Annotated in this window: 11 protein-coding genes; 4 read left to right on the top strand and 7 right to left on the bottom strand. The window is 66.3% G+C overall.

Going from position 1 to position 15,764, the window contains the following annotated elements:
* Position 1 precedes the first annotated feature (1 nt).
* On the top strand, positions 2 to 1,516 hold the full coding sequence (locus EAH73_RS03550; RefSeq protein WP_140465096.1) for a RagB/SusD family nutrient uptake outer membrane protein: 1,515 nt from the start codon (positions 2 to 4) through the stop codon (positions 1,514 to 1,516).
* A gap of 133 nt (positions 1,517 to 1,649) precedes the next feature.
* Here the strand turns inward: EAH73_RS03550 and yidD are convergent, their stop codons facing one another.
* Entirely contained in the window at positions 1,650 to 1,874 is a 225-nt protein-coding gene (gene yidD, locus EAH73_RS03545) for a membrane protein insertion efficiency factor YidD (protein WP_140465095.1), read from the bottom strand.
* A gap of 86 nt (positions 1,875 to 1,960) precedes the next feature.
* Between yidD and EAH73_RS03540 the strand changes: the two genes are divergently transcribed.
* Positions 1,961 to 3,103, top strand: coding sequence for a DUF4357 domain-containing protein (locus EAH73_RS03540; protein ID WP_140465094.1), 1,143 nt, complete (start codon positions 1,961 to 1,963; stop codon positions 3,101 to 3,103).
* Positions 3,104 to 3,113: 10 nt separating this feature from the next.
* On the opposite strand, the gene EAH73_RS03535 is transcribed toward EAH73_RS03540, so the two are convergent.
* Positions 3,114 to 3,848, bottom strand: coding sequence for a M48 family metallopeptidase (locus EAH73_RS03535; protein WP_140465093.1), 735 nt, complete (start codon positions 3,846 to 3,848; stop codon positions 3,114 to 3,116).
* Positions 3,849 to 3,970: 122 nt separating this feature from the next.
* On the opposite strand from EAH73_RS03535, the gene EAH73_RS03530 reads away from it, so the two are divergent.
* Both EAH73_RS03530 and EAH73_RS03525 read left to right on the top strand, forming a co-directional pair.
* Complete coding sequence (locus EAH73_RS03530; RefSeq protein WP_140465092.1) at positions 3,971 to 4,906, top strand: hypothetical protein; 936 nt, start codon at positions 3,971 to 3,973, stop codon at positions 4,904 to 4,906.
* Positions 4,903 to 7,008 (top strand): ComEA family DNA-binding protein, encoded by a 2,106-nt coding sequence (locus tag EAH73_RS03525; protein ID WP_140465091.1) that lies wholly within the window; start codon positions 4,903 to 4,905, stop codon positions 7,006 to 7,008. The genes EAH73_RS03530 and EAH73_RS03525 overlap by 4 nt, the downstream gene beginning before the upstream one ends.
* 55 nt (positions 7,009 to 7,063) lie before the next feature.
* Here EAH73_RS03525 and EAH73_RS03520 read toward each other — a convergent pair whose 3' ends face one another.
* The 5 genes from EAH73_RS03520 to EAH73_RS03505 form a co-directional block, all read right to left on the bottom strand.
* Complete coding sequence (locus EAH73_RS03520) at positions 7,064 to 8,050, bottom strand: DUF5694 domain-containing protein (protein WP_140465090.1); 987 nt, start codon at positions 8,048 to 8,050, stop codon at positions 7,064 to 7,066.
* A gap of 442 nt (positions 8,051 to 8,492) precedes the next feature.
* On the bottom strand, positions 8,493 to 8,621 hold the full coding sequence (locus EAH73_RS23840) for a hypothetical protein (RefSeq protein ID WP_262711070.1): 129 nt from the start codon (positions 8,619 to 8,621) through the stop codon (positions 8,493 to 8,495).
* A gap of 245 nt (positions 8,622 to 8,866) precedes the next feature.
* Positions 8,867 to 11,161 (bottom strand): M60 family metallopeptidase, encoded by a 2,295-nt coding sequence (locus EAH73_RS03515; RefSeq protein WP_140465089.1) that lies wholly within the window; start codon positions 11,159 to 11,161, stop codon positions 8,867 to 8,869.
* Between the two features lie 232 nt (positions 11,162 to 11,393).
* Positions 11,394 to 13,628 carry a reprolysin-like metallopeptidase gene (locus tag EAH73_RS23835; protein ID WP_140465088.1) on the bottom strand — a complete coding sequence of 745 codons (2,235 nt, stop codon included), beginning with the start codon at positions 13,626 to 13,628 and terminating at the stop codon, positions 11,394 to 11,396.
* Positions 13,629 to 13,777: 149 nt separating this feature from the next.
* Complete coding sequence (locus EAH73_RS03505; protein WP_140465087.1) at positions 13,778 to 15,736, bottom strand: DUF3857 domain-containing transglutaminase family protein; 1,959 nt, start codon at positions 15,734 to 15,736, stop codon at positions 13,778 to 13,780.
* Positions 15,737 to 15,764 lie beyond the last annotated feature (28 nt).

The following is a 15,764-nucleotide window of genomic DNA, read 5'->3' as shown; positions in this document are numbered from 1 at the left end:
CATGAAATCAGCTATTTACATTGCCTGCCTGGCCCTGGGCCTGGCCGCCTGCACCAAAAACCTCGACCAGGTGAGCCCCAACTCGGTGGTGCAAACCAACTTCTGGAAGACCGACGCCGACTTTATGTCGGGCCTAGCCGCCACCTACAAGGTGTTCCACGACGTGAACAACGGCTACTTCGGCGTGCGCGGCATTGAAACCACCAACGGCCGCGGCGACGACTTCTTCATCCGCAACGACGTGAAGGACTTGTACCAGCTCTCCACCTTCACCAACAACGCCACCACGGGCACGCCGGGCTCGTTGTTCACGGGCTTCTACACGGCCATTTTCCGGGCCAACCAAATCATCGAGAACGCGCCCCTCTCGGCGCTCCCCGATGCCTCTAAAAAGCAGTACATCGCCGAAGCCCAGTTCCTGCGCGGGCTGAACTACTACTACCTGGCCATGAACTTCGGCTCGGTGCCCATCATCACGAAGGTGCCCGTCGAGCGGGCCGACTACTTCGCCAGCCAATCGCCGGAAACCGCCGTGTGGGCCCAGGCCGTGAGCGACTTGCAGGCTGCTGCCGCCGGCCTGCCCGTGGCCTACTCGGCCAACATGGTGGGCCGCGCCACCAAAGGGGCCGCCATCGGCTTCCTGGGCAAGGCCTACGTGTACCAGAAAAACTGGGCCGAGGCCGAGAAGGCCTTCAAGCAGCTGGCGCTGCCCAGCGGGGTGGCGCAGTCGCCTTACGCCTACGACTTGATGCCGAACTTTGAGGACAACTTCGTGAAAACCGGCGACAACAACGCCGAGTCGCTCTTCGAGATTCAGAACCAGAACGTGGGCGGCTCGCAGCCCTGGGCCGGCGAAAACGCCAACGAGTCGCTGGGCGTGACGACGGCCCAGGAATTTGCCCCCACCGAAGTGGCTGGCTGGTTTGAGGTGTCGCCGACGGATAAGGTTTTCAACGAGTTCCAGAAGGAGAAAGCCGTGGGCGGCGACCTCGATCCGCGCATGTACGCCACGCTGGTGTGGGACTATCCCGGCGCCACGTACTACAACCGGCCGTTCACCGATTTTAAGCTCGTGTTCGGCTATAAGTCGATGGTGCGCAAGTACCAGAACTGGCGCGAAGCCAACGAGGGCATCTACATCTCGGAAATCAACGAAAAGGCCCTGCGCTACGCCGATATTTTGCTGCTCTACGCCGAAACGCTGACCATGCAGGGCCGCCCCGCCGAGGCCTACCCACTCGTGAACCGGGTGCGGGCGCGCGCCAAGTTGGCGGCGCTGGCCACCGGCCTGGGGGCCCCGCAAATGCTGGCCGAGCTCCAGCACCAGCGCATGCTGGAGTTCTTCCGCGAGGGCCAGCGCTTCTACGACCTGAAGCGCTGGGGCCTGCTGGCGCAGGAAATCAAGAACAGCGACAAAGTGGGTCGCGAGTTCTTCACGGCCAAAAACGCCTACTTCCCCATCCCCCAGGGCGAGCTGAATACCAACCCCAACATCAAGCAAAATGCGGACTGGTAAGTAGTTAGGTCCCCAGCTGGGGCCCTGAATTTCCATCCGAAGCCGCTTGCCTTGTTCGCGCTAAAAGCGGGCGGCGCAAGCGGCTTTTTTGGGAATGAACTTGCTGAATTGGGGGCCCGCCGGGGGCCCTGGCCTACGGCACCGGGTCGTAGCCGTGGCCGCCCCAGGGGTGGCAGCGGCCGATGCGCCGCAGCGCCAGCCGGCCCCCGCGCCAGGGCCCGTACTTGGTGATGGCCTCGGCCGCGTAGGCCGAGCAGGTGGGCGTGTAGCGGCAGCTGGGCGGCGTGAGGGGCGAAACCAGGTGCCGGTAGAGCCAGATGAGGGCCAAGAAAAACGAGCGGGCCAGGGAGCGAACCATTACCGAAAGTTACGGCGGTTTGGGGCCCCCGGGCTTGCGGGTTTTGGTGCGTTCTTTGGCCCGGGGCCCCACACCGATCCGCTTCGATGCAAGAGATTTTACTGGACATCCGGCAGCGCCTAAGCCGCCAAGAGTATAAAAACGAAGAGCACGTGCGCCTCTCGCTGGTGGCGCGGGTGGTGCAGGCGCTGGGCTGGGACGTGTGGAACCCTACGGAGGTGTACACCGAGTTCAAAGCCACCAAAAAGGAAGACAACACGCGGGTAGACGTGGCCCTGTTCACCCACGATTTTGAGGCCACGGCCGTCTTCATCGAGTGCAAGGCCGTGGGGGCGTTCGCGGCCGATTTGGCGGCCGTGGAACGGCAGCTGCGCGACTATAATCGCGACCACACGGCGCTTTTCACCGTCATCACCGATGGCCGGCATTGGCGGTTTTACTTCTCCTTCACGAGCGGCGAATTCAAGGATAAGCTGTTCTGCAAGTTCGACTTGCAAGAGGATGAACCGGACGAAACTGCCGGCTATCTCGACACGTTCCTGCTCCGCGACAACATTCTCAACCACTCGGCCCGCCGCAAAGCCGAGGCTTACCTGATGCTGGGCAAGAAGGAGCGCGCCATGCAGGACGTGCTGCCCGACGCCCAGAAGCTAGTGTCGCAGCCGCCGTTTCCGTCGCTGCCCGTGGCTATGGTGCAACTGCTGGCCGCCAAGGTGCTCACCATCACCCCGGCTGAGGCCCAGGCGTTTTTGATGGGCACGGCGCTGGCCGCCGCTGGGGCCCCCGCGCCGGTTGTGGCCGTGGCGGCGCCAGCTACTGGGAGACCAGCCGAGCGCCCACTCCGCAAGCAGCCAGTGGCTAAGGCCGCGCCGCTGCCGGCGGGGCCCGCGCCTGCCGAACAAGCGCCGGGTGGGGAGCGGTTCGTACTGAAGCAGGGCCCCGCGCACGCCACCGCGCACCTGCAGCCCGGTGGGGCCCTGCTGGTGCTGGCCGGCTCGGTAGCTGCCGCTGCGGAGGCCGCCAGCTTGTCGGCGGGCGGGGTAGCACTGCGTAAAAAGCTGTTGGCGAGTGGGGTGCTAAAGCCGCACGGCGAGCAATTGGTTTTTGCTATTGACCACCTGTTTGATTCAGCCAATTCGGCGGCTACCGTGCTGGTGGCTCGTTCCGTCAACGCCCAAACGGCCTGGCAGCACCCCAGCGGCAAGCAGGTGCGCGACTTCCTTGAGTAGCGGCCGTGGGCTACTTCGGTAGCGCATTTAGCCGCTGTTTCCATAGCTCCCAGTCGGGGAGGAGGCGGGATTGCAGGGCGTAGAAGGCGGGCGAGTGGTCGGGCACTTTGAGGTGGCAGCACTCGTGCAACAGCACGTAATCGAGGCAGCCGGGGGTGGCGCGCACCAGGTCGGGGGTGAGGCGGATGCGGGCCGTGGTGGGCGTGCAGCTGCCCCAGCGCGTGCGCATGTGGCGCACGAATAGCGTGGGCCGGGGCAAATTCAGCCCTTCGAACGCGGGCCACACGCGGGCCAGCGATTCGGCAAATAGCGCTGGGGCCTGCCGGGCGTACCAAGCCAGGAGCACAGCCTCGGTGCGGGCGGGCGCGTGCGGCGCGGGGTAGGTGATGACCAGCTCGTTGCCGGCCACGGCCACGGCGGGCCGGGGCCCCTCGGCCAGGCGCAGGGCCAGGGGCCGCCCCAGGTAGTGGTGCGACGACCCGGCGTGGTAGCGACGGGCGGGCACGGGCGGCGTGCGGCGGGCGAAGTCGGCCAGGTGCTGCCGGATCCAGTCGGCCCGTTTCAGCACCTGCGCCGCCACCCAATCGGCCGGCACCCCGGCCGGGGCCGATACGTGCACGCTGCCGTCGGGCCGCACGGCGAAGCCAATGGTGCGCCGCGCCCGAAACACGAGCGTGTAATTGAGCGGCTGGCCCTGGTGAAAGACGGTTTCGTGGCGCGGGGCCACAGCGGGGAAGCGGGGCATGGGAAAGCAAGTTCGGCAACCGGCGCGATACGCGGCCGGAACGGGCGCGGCGCGGAGGCTTGGTCCGCGCGTTTGCACCAGGGGCCCTATCTTGTACCCTAACTATCCATATCAGTTATTATATGCCCCAACGGCTACTTATACTTGTATTATTAGGGGTTTCAATAGGGTGGGTCGGGGCTCCTGCTGCGCAGGCGCAGGGCAACGGCCCGGGCGTGCGCGGGGCCCGCGCCGCCGCCCTCGGCAACGCTTCCGTGGCTCTTGACGGTGACGCCTGGGCCGTGGCCAACAACCCCGCCGGTCTGGGCAGCCTGGCCCGGCCCACGGTCGGTTTCTATGCTCAAAACCGCTACTTCAGCGCCGCCCTCAACGTGGTTGCGGCCGTGGTGGCGCTGCCACTGGGGAGCCCCCGGGGCCCCGAAACGGTCGCCGAGGAGCCCGGCGCGGCACCGGTAGCAGCCCCGGCTGGGGCCCCCGCGGCCGGCTGGGCCCGCCGCGGCGTGGTGGCTTTCGAGGCGCAGCGCTTCGGCGGGCAGCTTTACAACGAGACGCGGGTGGGCCTGGGCTATGGCTACCGGCTAGGCCAAATCAGCGTGGGCGGGCGCCTGGAAATGCTGCAAATCAGCATTGAAGGGCTGGGCAGCCGGCGCGTGGCGCTGGCTTCGTTGGGCGGGCAAATCGAGGTGCTGCCGGGCAAGCTCACCCTCGGTGTGCACGGCTACAACCTGGGCCAGGCGCGCCTGGCCAGCTACCAGGACGAGCGGGTGCCCACCGTGTTGCGGGCCGGCCTGGCCTACCGGCCCACGGCGCAGGTGCTGCTGGCCCTCGAAACCGAGAAGGACGTGGAGCGCCCCGCCAACTTCAAAGCTGGGGTGGAGTACCGGCCGGTGGGGGCCCTGGCCGCCCGCGTGGGCGTGGCTTCGCTGAACGAAGAAGTTAGCGCCGGAATTGGGGTGCGGCTGCGCGACTTTGGGCTGGACTACGCCGCGGCGTTCCAATCGGTGCTCGGCTTCAGCCAGCACTTGAGCGTGACGAAAACCTGGGGCCCTAAAAAATGAAAACCTGGATTGTAGCCGCGGCGCTGGCGCTGCTGGCCGGGGCCGCCCGTGCCCAGGACTACCCGCGCCGCCCGCCCGACCTCGACCGGCTGACGCAGGAGCTGTTTGCCGAAATCCAGAGCGACCAAGTGCCGGTGGAGGACATTTACGAAACGCTGCTCAACTACTACCAGGCCCCGGTCAACCTCAACGCCGCTACCCGCGAAGACCTGCGCGCCCTGCTGCTGCTGTCCGAAACGCAGATTACCAACCTACTGCGCCACCGCGAGGCCAACGGCCTGCTGCTGAGTGTGTACGAGTTGCAAAGCATCGAGGGGTTTGACCTGCGCACCATCACGCGCATCCTGCCGTTTGTGGCGGTGGCCGGGGGCGACGGCCGCGCCGCCCGGGGCCCCTTGTGGCAGCGCATTTTGCACGAAGACAACAATTACGCGCTGCTGCGCTACGAGCGGGTGCTGCAAACCCGCCAGGGCTACACCACGCCCACGCTCTACCAGGGGCGGCCCACGCTGCGTTACCTCGGCGGCCCCGAGAAGCTGGCCGTGCGCTACCGGGCCAGCCACAGCCAAGATTTTAGCGTTGGGTTTTCGCTCGAAAAAGACGCCGGCGAGCCCTGGGCCTGGCAGCCGGGCCAGGGCCGGGTGGGGTTTGATTACTTCTCGGCGCACCTGGTGCTGCAAGCGCGCGGCCGCTGGAAAACCATTGCCCTGGGCGACTACCAGCTGCAGTTCGGGCAGGGGCTGCTGCTCTCGTCGGGCTTCGCGGTGGGCAAGGGCGCGGAGGTGATTACCACCGTGCGGCGCTCGTCGGTGGGCGTGCGGCCCTACGCAGGGCTGCTGGAAAACTCCTTCTTCCGGGGCGGGGCCGCCACCTACCAGCTGGGGCCCCGGTGGGAGGCCACGGCCTTTGCCTCGCACCGCAACGCCGACGCCAACCTGCGCCAAACCCAGGACTCGCTGGCCGAGTACGACGAGTACAGCTCGGGCCTGATTTACACCGGCCTGCACCGCACGGCCACCGAGCTGGCCAACCGCCACCGCCTGGCCGAAACCGTGGGCGGCGGCCACCTCGGCTACGCCAGCGCCAACGGCGACTTGGCCGTGGGCCTCAGTGCTGTGGGCACGCACTACGGCACGGCGTTGCTGAAGCGCCCCGAACCGTATAACCTCTTCGAATTCAGCGGGAAGAACAACCTGGCCCTGGGCCTGCACTACAGCTACGTGTGGCGCAACTTGCTGCTGTTTGGCGAAACGGCGCGCACCTCGAGCGGGGCCCTGGGCACCGTGAACGGTCTGCTCGCCAGCCTCGGGCCCGCCGTGGACGCGGCCGTGCTGGTGCGCCACTACCCCGCCGATTTCCACTCGCTCTACGGCAACGCGTTCGGCGAAAACTACCGCAACATCAACGAGAGTGGCGTGTACTTCGGGCTGAAAATCCGGCCCGCCGCCCGCTGGGAAATTGCCACTTACTACGACCAATTCAGCTTCCCCTGGCTGCGCTACCGCGTGGGGGCCCCCAGCCGCGGCCACGACGCGCTGCTGCGCCTGGCCTACACGCCCAGCAAAACCACCATCCTCTTGGCCCAGCTGCGCCAGCGCCTCAAGCCGCGCAACCTGCCCACGAGCTCCGACTTCCCGGTGCCGCTGCCCGGCAACTACTTGCAGCAGAGCCTGCTGCTGTACTACGCCAGCGCCCTCAGCCCAGCCCTGGAAGTGCGCACCCGCCTGCAAGCCTCGCGCCTGCGCCTCGACGACGGCCAGCCCTGGCGCGCCGGCTACGTGCTGGCCCAGGACATGGCCTACCGCTTCGGGAGGGCCCTGAAGCTGACGGCCCGCTACGCCGTGTTCGACGCCGACAACTACGACGTGCGCCAGTACGTGTACGAGTCGGACGTGTGGCTGGCCGTGTCGGTGCCGGCCCTCTACGGGCAGGGCACGCGGGCCTACGCGCTGGCCGAAATCCGCCTGGGCAAGGCCCTCACGCTGTGGCTGCGCTACGCCGAAACCCGCTACCGCCACCAGGCCACCGTCGGCACCGGCCTGGAGGCCATTGGGGGCCCCATGCGCAGCGAGGTGAAGGCGCAGCTGCGCTACAAATTTTAGTGTTTTTGAAAATAACTACTTATTAGTCTGAAGATTGAAAAATTGCTTGGTCTCGCTATTCCGTGCAGCCAGTAGGTTTTGACTCCAGCAGGGCCGGAACAGAAACCAGCTCTACATCGGCGAAGGTGCGCAGGTAAGCCTCCACAAATGGCTTGTGCGATGCGCCTACGATGAGGAGGGCCCGGCCGCCCGCAATCGGCGCCGTGGCCTCACGGATGGCCACGGCCATGCGCAGGTTTTGGGCTTCCCACGCGGCTAGCCGCTGCCGGCCCACGCGGCCCATCTTCTCGCTGCGGCCCATCGACAGCCACTGGGCATCGGCGTCCAGCGCGGCGAAGCGCGGGGAGTTTTTCCACTTTAGGACGGGCATGACTTCCGCGGCCGTGGCGAGCTTCATGGCTTCCTCCGGTATTGCCCGAAATGTGGGTGTGTTGTGGTTGAACAAGTCCACTTGGCCGGGCTCGGCGGCGACGGCGGCCTTGAACGCCGCAAAGTCTGGTTGGGCAACGTCGCTGAGGTGGTCCCCAGCCCCGTACACCCGCTCCAGCCCGAGGTCCGCGGCCAGGCGAGCCGCCACCGAGGCCATTTCGTTGCGCAGACCGGCCCAAAGGGTGACCTGTTTAGCCAGGGCCGGGGAAATGCCATCGGCCCCGATGCGCTCCGCCGCCGGCAAGCGCAGCCACTGAACGGCGGCGGACAACGGTTCGGCCGCCGCGACAAATAAGCCCGCCAGACGCCGCCGTTCCGCTGCGGTCAGGTCGCCTTTTTTGCATAATTCATTGGCCTGCACCAGTGCTTGAGCAGCGGTTAGGTGCAGGTCGGCTTGGGCCGCTTTCGCCATTTGCAAGGTTGGGCCAGCGTACTTGCCCGCATCGCCGTGGTAAGCCGCGTACGCCTCTAAGCCCATGACTTGCTCGCCGGGCATGGCCTCCGTCAGGATAATGTCCGGCTTGTAGGCCCGTAGGCGGCACAAAACAGGTTCCAGCCAACTGACTTGAAACGTCGCCGGCGCAGTATCGAGGTGGCCAAGACCAAAAATCATCACTTTGGTTGGGGCAATGGCCAATTTTTGCTTGGCCCCCGCCGGGTCGAACGGCGGCAGTTGAGCCGTTGCGGGCCGAGCCCCGGGAGCTGCGGCCCCCGCTTGGTTTGCCTTGCAGGCAGACAGGCCCAAGAGGGCCCCGACTAATAACCCGAGGCCAACAGCGCCATTGCCCGCCGCGTACGGTCCGCAACGAATGATTTGCGGTAAGCGCAGGCGGCCGAAGCCCTGCGCCGCGTAGCTAAGAGCAGCGGGCAGGGTTTTGTAGAAAAAAGGCATAATGCAAACCCGTGAGCTAATTCAAAGCAGTAGACAAAAATCTAGTAGTCCTACCGAATGAACGATAGGCATTGTTGTTGGCCGCGGATATTTGGCCAGCGTCAGTTCCCAAAGATGTCCTGTTAATCAGGATTGGCTTAAAACCTAGTAATTAAATCATCAGCTACTGCCGCACTACCTTGAGCACCAGGGGCCCCGCGGGCAGGGCCACGCGCAGCGAGTACACGCCTGCCGCTAAGGGCCCTAAATCCAGCGGGTACTGCCAGGCGTCGGTGGTTTTGATGGTTCCCACGCTGTGGCTGCGCTGCGCCGAAACCTGTTACTGCCATCAAGCCACTATTGGCACCGGCCTGAAAACCATTGGGGGCCCCGTGCGCAGCGAAGTGAAGGCGCAGTTGCGGTATAAGTTTTAGGGGGGATGTGGGGGGCTTTGCCCGAGTGGTTTTACGTGTTGTGAAAGACCGTTTGCAGTGTGTAAAATCGTTCAAACAACGGCCATGACTAGACAATGAGAGGCTTGATAACAACCCGTTGCACCTATTTAGGTTGCATTTCTGGGGGCAGCCAACTAGGGTAGGCGGCGGCAGCCTTCTCTGCTTCCGGACTAATGGGCACCCGCCATAACTTAAAAAAGGGTCCTAAATTGTGGCGGGTAGCGGCGCAGATAGCCGAAAACCAGTAGTCGCGCTTGGCCGCTTCGGTGGCGGGGTATTGGCTGCGCGGCAGTTGCCGGTACTGCCGATACACCTGCTCGATAGGCCCCCAACCGAAGGAACTGATTAGTTGGAGGTACATGCACAAGGCCAGGGACGAATTGGCCTGCCACTTTTCAAAAGAAGGGGCATCGTCGAGGTAACGCGTTACTTCTTCGGCTACCTGCTGCCGGCTTTTCGGGCCAAACTCTTGATAGAGGCCTTTGTGCAACAACTTATCAAACACGTACAGGGTATAGAGATTGACGCTGACTTCCTTGAGCCCGCTGAAGTCGATGCCATGAAACTGGTGCCGGTGCCCGAGCTCGTGGAAATGCCCCCAGGAGCCCTTTTGCTGCATGTAGTTCACGTCCAACATATTCTGGCAGCCATACGTGTCGTTGGGCACCACAATCTTTTCCGCGTCGGTAAACATGTAAGCGCCGCTCGATACTAGTTGGTCGACGATCAGGCGCTCGGGGTGGCGCCGGGGCAAGGGCAGGGCGGCGAGTTGGGCTTCGGTGGCGAGTACGCCATCCCAGAAGGCCAGCAGTTGCTCGGGGTTGTCGAGCGCGCGGATGCGCGCCGCCGGTACGGTCAGGCTGATGTTATCGCTGGCCAGCTCGGCCCAGGGCGCCGGGTAGTGGCGAATCGTCTGCTGCCACTCGGCCAGGCTGGTTTTGCCGCGCTCAAAGCGCGGGGCTTGCACCGCGCCTTGCACGCGCAGGCGCACCACGTGGAGCGTGGAGGTATCGGGCACATTGAGTAGCAGCAGCCCGCCGTAGGGCGAGTAAATATCGGTGTGGCCTTGCGTGAGCTCAAAGCGGCGCGTCAGGTTAAAGGCCTCGCGGGTAAGCGTGGCCAAGTGGCTCGCATCGTTATCGTGCACCCCGATCTGGGCCTCTAGGTGCCGGTGCGCATCCGCGGCCGACAAGGAAATACGCACGATTTCTCCCGCCGGCACGTAGAGGCCCGTACTGTGCGGCCGGCGGTAGCCGGGGGGCGGTTCCAGCAGTCCCTGCGGGCCCACGCGCACCGGCAGCGCCAGCTCCGTCGTGAGGCGGGGGGCCGCGGCGGGTACGGCCCCGGGAAAGGTAGCGGCCGCGGGGGCCTGGTACGTGGGGGGGAGGTGGGCACGTAGCTCCTTATCCAGCAGGCGGTGCTGCACCTGGTAAGCCAAGTACCGTGGGCCTTTGCCTTGCTCGAGGGGGCGTTCCGGGGTGGGCACCAGCAGCGAGTCGGAGTTGTAATACACCGTGTGGCGCAACTGCTGCACTACCGGCGAGGTGGGCGCCAACTGCGCCACGGCCGTTTCCAGCGTGTAGCCAAACAGCTCGCCCCCCTGCCACGGCCCCACGGTGGGGTAGTGGTGCGTGCGCAGGCTGTGCAGGATATTGCGCATGCCCAGGTACGCGGGGGCGGGGCTCGCGCTCAGAAAGTGCACCGTGGGGTACTGCAAGGTGTAATAGGCACTTTGCCAAATCCCGGCTTGGACCAGCAGGCGATTGAGCTGCCCCGGCGCGTTGGGGTTGCTGGAGGGCGGAAAGCCGTAGAGCAGGGTGCCCCCCCGCCGGACAAATTGCTCCAGCGGGCGTAGCAGCAGCGTATCGGTTACCTCCTGATTAAGCAGCAACACATTTGCCGTCACGTCGAGGGCGGTGGCGGTCCCAACCAGTTTGACGCCGGCTTGCTGGGTCAGAAAACTACGTAGCGTGCCATCGCCGCCCCACACCTGCACGCGCTTCGGGCGCGCGCTACTGCCCCAGTTGAGGCAGTTTACGAGCAGTTTCTGTACTTGGCCATTTTGCACCAGGGGCTGGCGAAAATAGGCCGCCGTGCTGAACACCACGAGCTTCCCCTTGCCGAGCCGGCTAGTAGCCAGCCCGATTGTTTGAAACGACGAGCCTGGCAGGCCCGTCTCAACCGGGGCGGTCAGGATGATTTCCGGCTGCTCGGTGAGCGTAATCGTGGTGCTGATAATATCCGGTTTGACTGGTAAGGGCACCGGCCCCACCCCTTGCAGCAGAATGGTCTTGTCTAAGCCCTGTGCGGCCAGCCCAGTAGGCTTGCCCAGCACGAGTAGCACGAACAACCACCCAAACAAATGTTGGCAGTGGGCGCAAAGGAACGAGGTTCTCAAAAGGAAAGGGCGATGGGGTAGATTCTTGCGCAAGTAAGGCCATCACGGGCCAGCAAGCGGAGCAGTTCGTGCGCACCAACGTATGGGTCTTTCGGTGCTCCACCCGTCAGCTTCTTGCGCTCAGATTTCTTGACGGGCGCTATTCTCATTTTTCAAGTGAATCCTATCTAGCGGCCCTCAAACTTGAAAATTGCTAAGCCAGTGCTAAGCCAATCATCTCCGGTTTCGCCCGCTACTGCCGAACCACCTTCAGCACTAGGGGCCCCGCGGGCAGGGCTACGCGCAGCGCGTACACGCCCGCCGCCAGGGGGCCTAAATCCAGCGGGTACTGCCAGGTGTCGGTGGTTTTGGTGGCTTGGGTGGCCCATACGGTGCGGCCCAGCGCATCGAAGAGTTGCAGGGCTACGGGGCCCCGCTGGGCGTTGGCCAGGGCCAGGGTAGCCGCGCCGGTGCTGGGGTTGGGAAACACCGATGCCCCGGCCGCGGTGGCGCCGGGCTGGGTGGCCAGCACGCGCACGATGCTGAAGTTCTGGTCGGAAATATCGAAGAAGACGTTGCCCACGGCCCGCACCATCACCCGGGCGTTGGCAGTGAGGGGCGTGCCGGCGGGCACGGCCACGGTGGCCGCGCCGGTGTTGGGGGCCCCGGCCAGCAGCACGGTAGGGTAGGTGAAGCCGCCGTCGGTGCTCAGCAGAATGTCGACCTGGGCGGTGCTGATGGGGGCCCCGGCGGTGCCAGCCACGTCCCAGACCACAGCGGCGTTGGTGCCGGGCTGCCACTGCGCACTGGCGGCGTTGGGCTGCTGCACCCGGAAGGGCCCCGCGGTGCCGACGACGGCCAGGCTCAGCGAGTCGTAATCGACGCCCCCGCCGCCGGCGCGGTTGTCGCGGGCCACCAGTCGGAAGTGCAGCCGCCGGGCGTAGGTGGGCAGCAGCTCGCCAATGGTTTGCACGTTGTTCACCACGTCGCTGATTTGCGGGAAGGTGCGGGTGGGCGAAAGGCTGGGCGCGAAGGGCCGGAACAGCGGCGCGTTGCCGGTGGGGCTGGCAATGGGCGAAGTCACGGAATCCCGGTCAAATTCCTCCCAGGCGTAGGTCAGCGCGTCGCCGTCGGGGTCGGTGGCCCGGCCGGTGAGGGCGAAGGGCGTGCCCAGGGGGATGCGGTAACCGGGGCCCGCCACCGGCACCGGCGGGCGGTTACCGGTGCTCGTAACGGTGGCGCAGGTGCCCTGGGTGGCCAGAAACGCCAGGATTTCGTCGTAGCTGCGCGAGTGGAAGTAGGGCAGGCTGTTGGCCACGACGTTCTCGGGGGCGCAGATGCCGGCGTAGGCCATGATGGTGGCGCCGCTGCCCGGCTCATAGGCCGAAGCGGGCGAGCGGTTGGCGCCGCCGCAGTCGCCGCCGGTGCCATTGAAGGTGTGGGTGGCGCCAAGCTGGTGCCCGATTTCGTGGGCCACGTAGTCGATGTCGAAGCCGTCGCCGGTGGGGCGCGCCTGGCCACTCACGCCGCCGGCCTTTTCGGTGGGGTCGCAGGCCGAGCCCACGTAGGCAATGCCGCTGCCCCCGGTGCTGAACACGTGCCCAATGTCGTAGTTGTTCGTGCCAATGATGCGGTCGAGGTTGGTCTGGTTTTGCCCCAGCATGGCCGTGCCGTTGTTGTTCGAGTACACCGGGTTGGCTGCTGGGGCCCCCGCGCCGCTGAGGAAAATGACCTGGTCCTCGTTGGCCACCAGCACCAGGCGCACGGCCAGCTCCCGCTCGTACACCCCATTCACGCGGTTGATGGACGTAGCCACGGCGGCCAGCACGCGCGCCACCGTGTTGCCCTGGGTGAGCGAATATTCCGGCGTGCACGCCACCGCCAGCCGAAACGTGCGCAGCTGCGCGCCGTTGGGCTGCCCAGCCGTGGCGGCCAGCCCCGCGCCGGGGCCCCGGCCGCCCGTCAGGCACGCCCAGCCATCGCCGGGGGCCCCAGCGCCCTTGTTAAAGGCCACGGCGTGGGCGCTGTCGCCGGCCGGGTCGATGTAGTAAGCCCGGCCGGCGCTGAGCACCTGGGCGTGAAAGCCGGTGGGCCCCACGTCGAGGCGGGCGGTGGCGGTGGGGTCGTCGAGGCCCTGGGCTTCGTAGGTCTGGATTTGGGGGAAGCGTGCGGCCAGCGCCGGGGCCAGCACCGGCACTGGCCGTACCCGGTAGCGCTGGGTGCCGCCCTCGGGCAGCGGCAGGCGCAGCACTGCGCCGGCCGGCCGCAGGGCCGCGCGCACAGCGGGCAAGTCGATGCCCAAGGTGCGGCCCTGGCGCAGGGCCTGGGGCAGCCGGGCAGCGGCCGTCCGCGCCAGCGGCTGGTCGGCAAACCAGGCTTGCTGGGCGCGGGCGGACCCGGTAGCAAGGAGCAGGAAACAAAGTGTGGCCAGGGCCCCCAATCCGCGCGCGCGGGTGGCCAGGCCCGTCGTGGTAAAAAATGAGGTCATGGGCCGTTAACGAGCGAAAAGTGGGACTGGTATCCAGCCCCAAGGTACGTTTAGGAAAGGACTTTCAACGGCCCATAAAACAGCAGGAGCGCGGACTATCAAGCCCGCGCTCCTTGGTAATGCGTGACGCGTAGCGTACTGTGGGCAGGCTACACGTCGGTTTTCAACAGTACCACCTGGGCCCGGTCGGCGGCGCTGATTTTGCGGCGGAAATCGACGTAGCCGGCGTAGGACGCGGCGGGCAGGTGCAAGCGGGGCATTTCGAGGCGGCGCACGTAGCGCACGGTGCCGTCGGGCAGGGCCTGGTACTGGGCCGAGTAGTTGCCGTAGGCCGTGGCCATTTGCACGGGGGCGGGCAAGGTTTCGGGCTGAAAACCGGCGGGGAAATGCAGCTGCACGGTATCGGCCTGGAGGCTGGCGCGGGGCACCCACAGCGCCGTTTGACGAGTGCCGACTTGCGCGGGCAAAGCGGGCAGCCGGCTCAGCAGGTTGGGGCTTACGAACACGCGCTTGCCGCTGGGCGGGGCGTAGCCGGGCAGGGCCAGCCCGAGGGTTTCAACCACCCCGGGCGTGCCCGCGCCGGGCGCCGCCGCCAGTCCAAACCTGCTGATGGTGAACGTGGACAGCCGCAGGTGCTCGGCCACGTACTGCTTCTGCTCGGTGGGGCCCAGCTCGTGCAGCAGTTGGGCGTAGGTGTCCTGCTCCTGGCCGGTGCGCAGGGTGCGGGCGGTGGCCGTGGCGGCCCCGGCGGCGTCGAGGTACAGGTCGATGCGGCGCTCGCGGCGGTTGTCGGCGCAGCGGTAGCGGGGCGTGGCCACCACCTGCCCGCCCTTGGGCGTGAGCAGCAGCGCGTGGCGGTTGCCGGTGAAGCTGCCCATGTAGCCTAGCGCGGTGGTTTGGCTGGTGCATTCCAGCCACAGCGTATCGGGCCGGCCGGCGCTGGCCAGCGGCACGCACACAATGGCGTGGTTGAACTGGTTGCTGGGGAAATCGGGCCGCAGGTCGGCGTGGTCGGAGCCGGCCCCGATGAGGGCCACGTAGGCGGGCACGCCGGCAGTGGCCAGCAGCGCCATGGTGTAGTTGCTCAAGGCCTTGCAGTCGCCGTAGCCGCTGGTGGCCACGGCGCTGGCCGGAAAGGTTTGCCAGCCACCCAGGCCCAGTTGCACCGAAATGTAGCGGGTGCTGCCCTGCAGCAAGTTATACAGCCGCGCCACCCGGGTGCGCGGGTCGGGCGCGTCCTTAATCAGCTCGGCCACCTTGGCGATGGTGGCGGGTGGCAGTACGGCGCGGCCGGCGTTCAGCTCGTAGTTCCACTGGCCAAACGACTGCCAGGTGCTGGCCGAGCCGGCGTGGCCCTGCACCTCGAAGGCGCCGGGAGCCAGGGCCACGCCGGGCGTGGTATCGGCCAGGGGCGGGGCGTTGTCTTCCTCGTCGAGGGCGGGGCGGTCGGCCAGGGCCCAGGCGTACTGCTCCTGGCTGCCGGCGCGGGTGTGCTGCAAGGGGGCCCCGGCGGGCCACTGCCGCTCCTGGTAGCGCAGGGGCAGGGCGGCGGGCGTACTCACGCGCAGGGTGGCGCTTTGCACGGCCAGGCCTTCCTCGTCCTGGGGCTGCCAGGTGGGGTAGAAGAGGGTATTGTCCGACACCACTTCGTAGTCAAATTCCACGGTGTAGGGCACCTGGGGCTGGCGCAGGTCGGCGTAGCGCACGCGCACGTCGGTCATCAGGCTGCCGCCGGCGTCGCCTACGCCCTGGTCGCGGATTTCGCTGGCCCGCAGCTGGTGCAGCAGGCGGCCATCGGCGTCGTACACGGCCCCGCGCAGGTAGCCGATGGCGTTCAGCGCGTCGTAGCCCACGGTGGTACGGCCGAAGGCGTCGCCGCCCGCGTCGAGCACCGTGATGACTTTGTGCACGGTGTGCACCAGGCGGCCGGCCGATTTCACGGTCACCACTTCGTCGTCGGCGCGCAGCACGGCGTGGGCCCCCTCGCGCAGGGCCGCCGGAATGGTTGCCACGGAATACTTCGGCTCGGGGGCCCCCACCGGGGCGAAGCGCGGAGCGCCGCTCAAGGGCACGGCGAACAGCAGTGCGAGCAAGTTCTTAGCTTTCATAAACTATATAATTCCAATAAAATAGGGC

Source organism: Hymenobacter nivis (assembly GCF_006439025.1).
GTDB lineage: Bacteria > Bacteroidota > Bacteroidia > Cytophagales > Hymenobacteraceae > Hymenobacter > Hymenobacter nivis_A.
The sequence above is the reverse complement of the archived record's forward strand: the minus strand, read 5'-3'. Positions and strand labels throughout refer to the sequence as shown.

Bases quoted from the DNA above. Each gene is read 5' to 3' on its own strand.
- EAH73_RS03550 (WP_140465096.1), top strand. From the start codon at position 2: ATGAAATCAGCTATTTACATTGCCTGCCTGGCCCTGGGCCTGGCCGCC.
- yidD (WP_140465095.1), bottom strand. From the start codon at position 1,874: ATGGTTCGCTCCCTGGCCCGCTCGTTTTTCTTGGCCCTCATCTGGCTC.
- EAH73_RS03540 (WP_140465094.1), top strand. From the start codon at position 1,961: ATGCAAGAGATTTTACTGGACATCCGGCAGCGCCTAAGCCGCCAAGAG.
- EAH73_RS03535 (WP_140465093.1), bottom strand. From the start codon at position 3,848: ATGCCCCGCTTCCCCGCTGTGGCCCCGCGCCACGAAACCGTCTTTCAC.
- EAH73_RS03530 (WP_140465092.1), top strand. From the start codon at position 3,971: ATGCCCCAACGGCTACTTATACTTGTATTATTAGGGGTTTCAATAGGG.
- EAH73_RS03525 (WP_140465091.1), top strand. From the start codon at position 4,903: ATGAAAACCTGGATTGTAGCCGCGGCGCTGGCGCTGCTGGCCGGGGCC.
- EAH73_RS03520 (WP_140465090.1), bottom strand. From the start codon at position 8,050: ATGATTTTTGGTCTTGGCCACCTCGATACTGCGCCGGCGACGTTTCAA.
- EAH73_RS23835 (WP_140465088.1), bottom strand. From the start codon at position 13,628: ATGACCTCATTTTTTACCACGACGGGCCTGGCCACCCGCGCGCGCGGA.
- EAH73_RS03505 (WP_140465087.1), bottom strand. From the start codon at position 15,736: ATGAAAGCTAAGAACTTGCTCGCACTGCTGTTCGCCGTGCCCTTGAGC.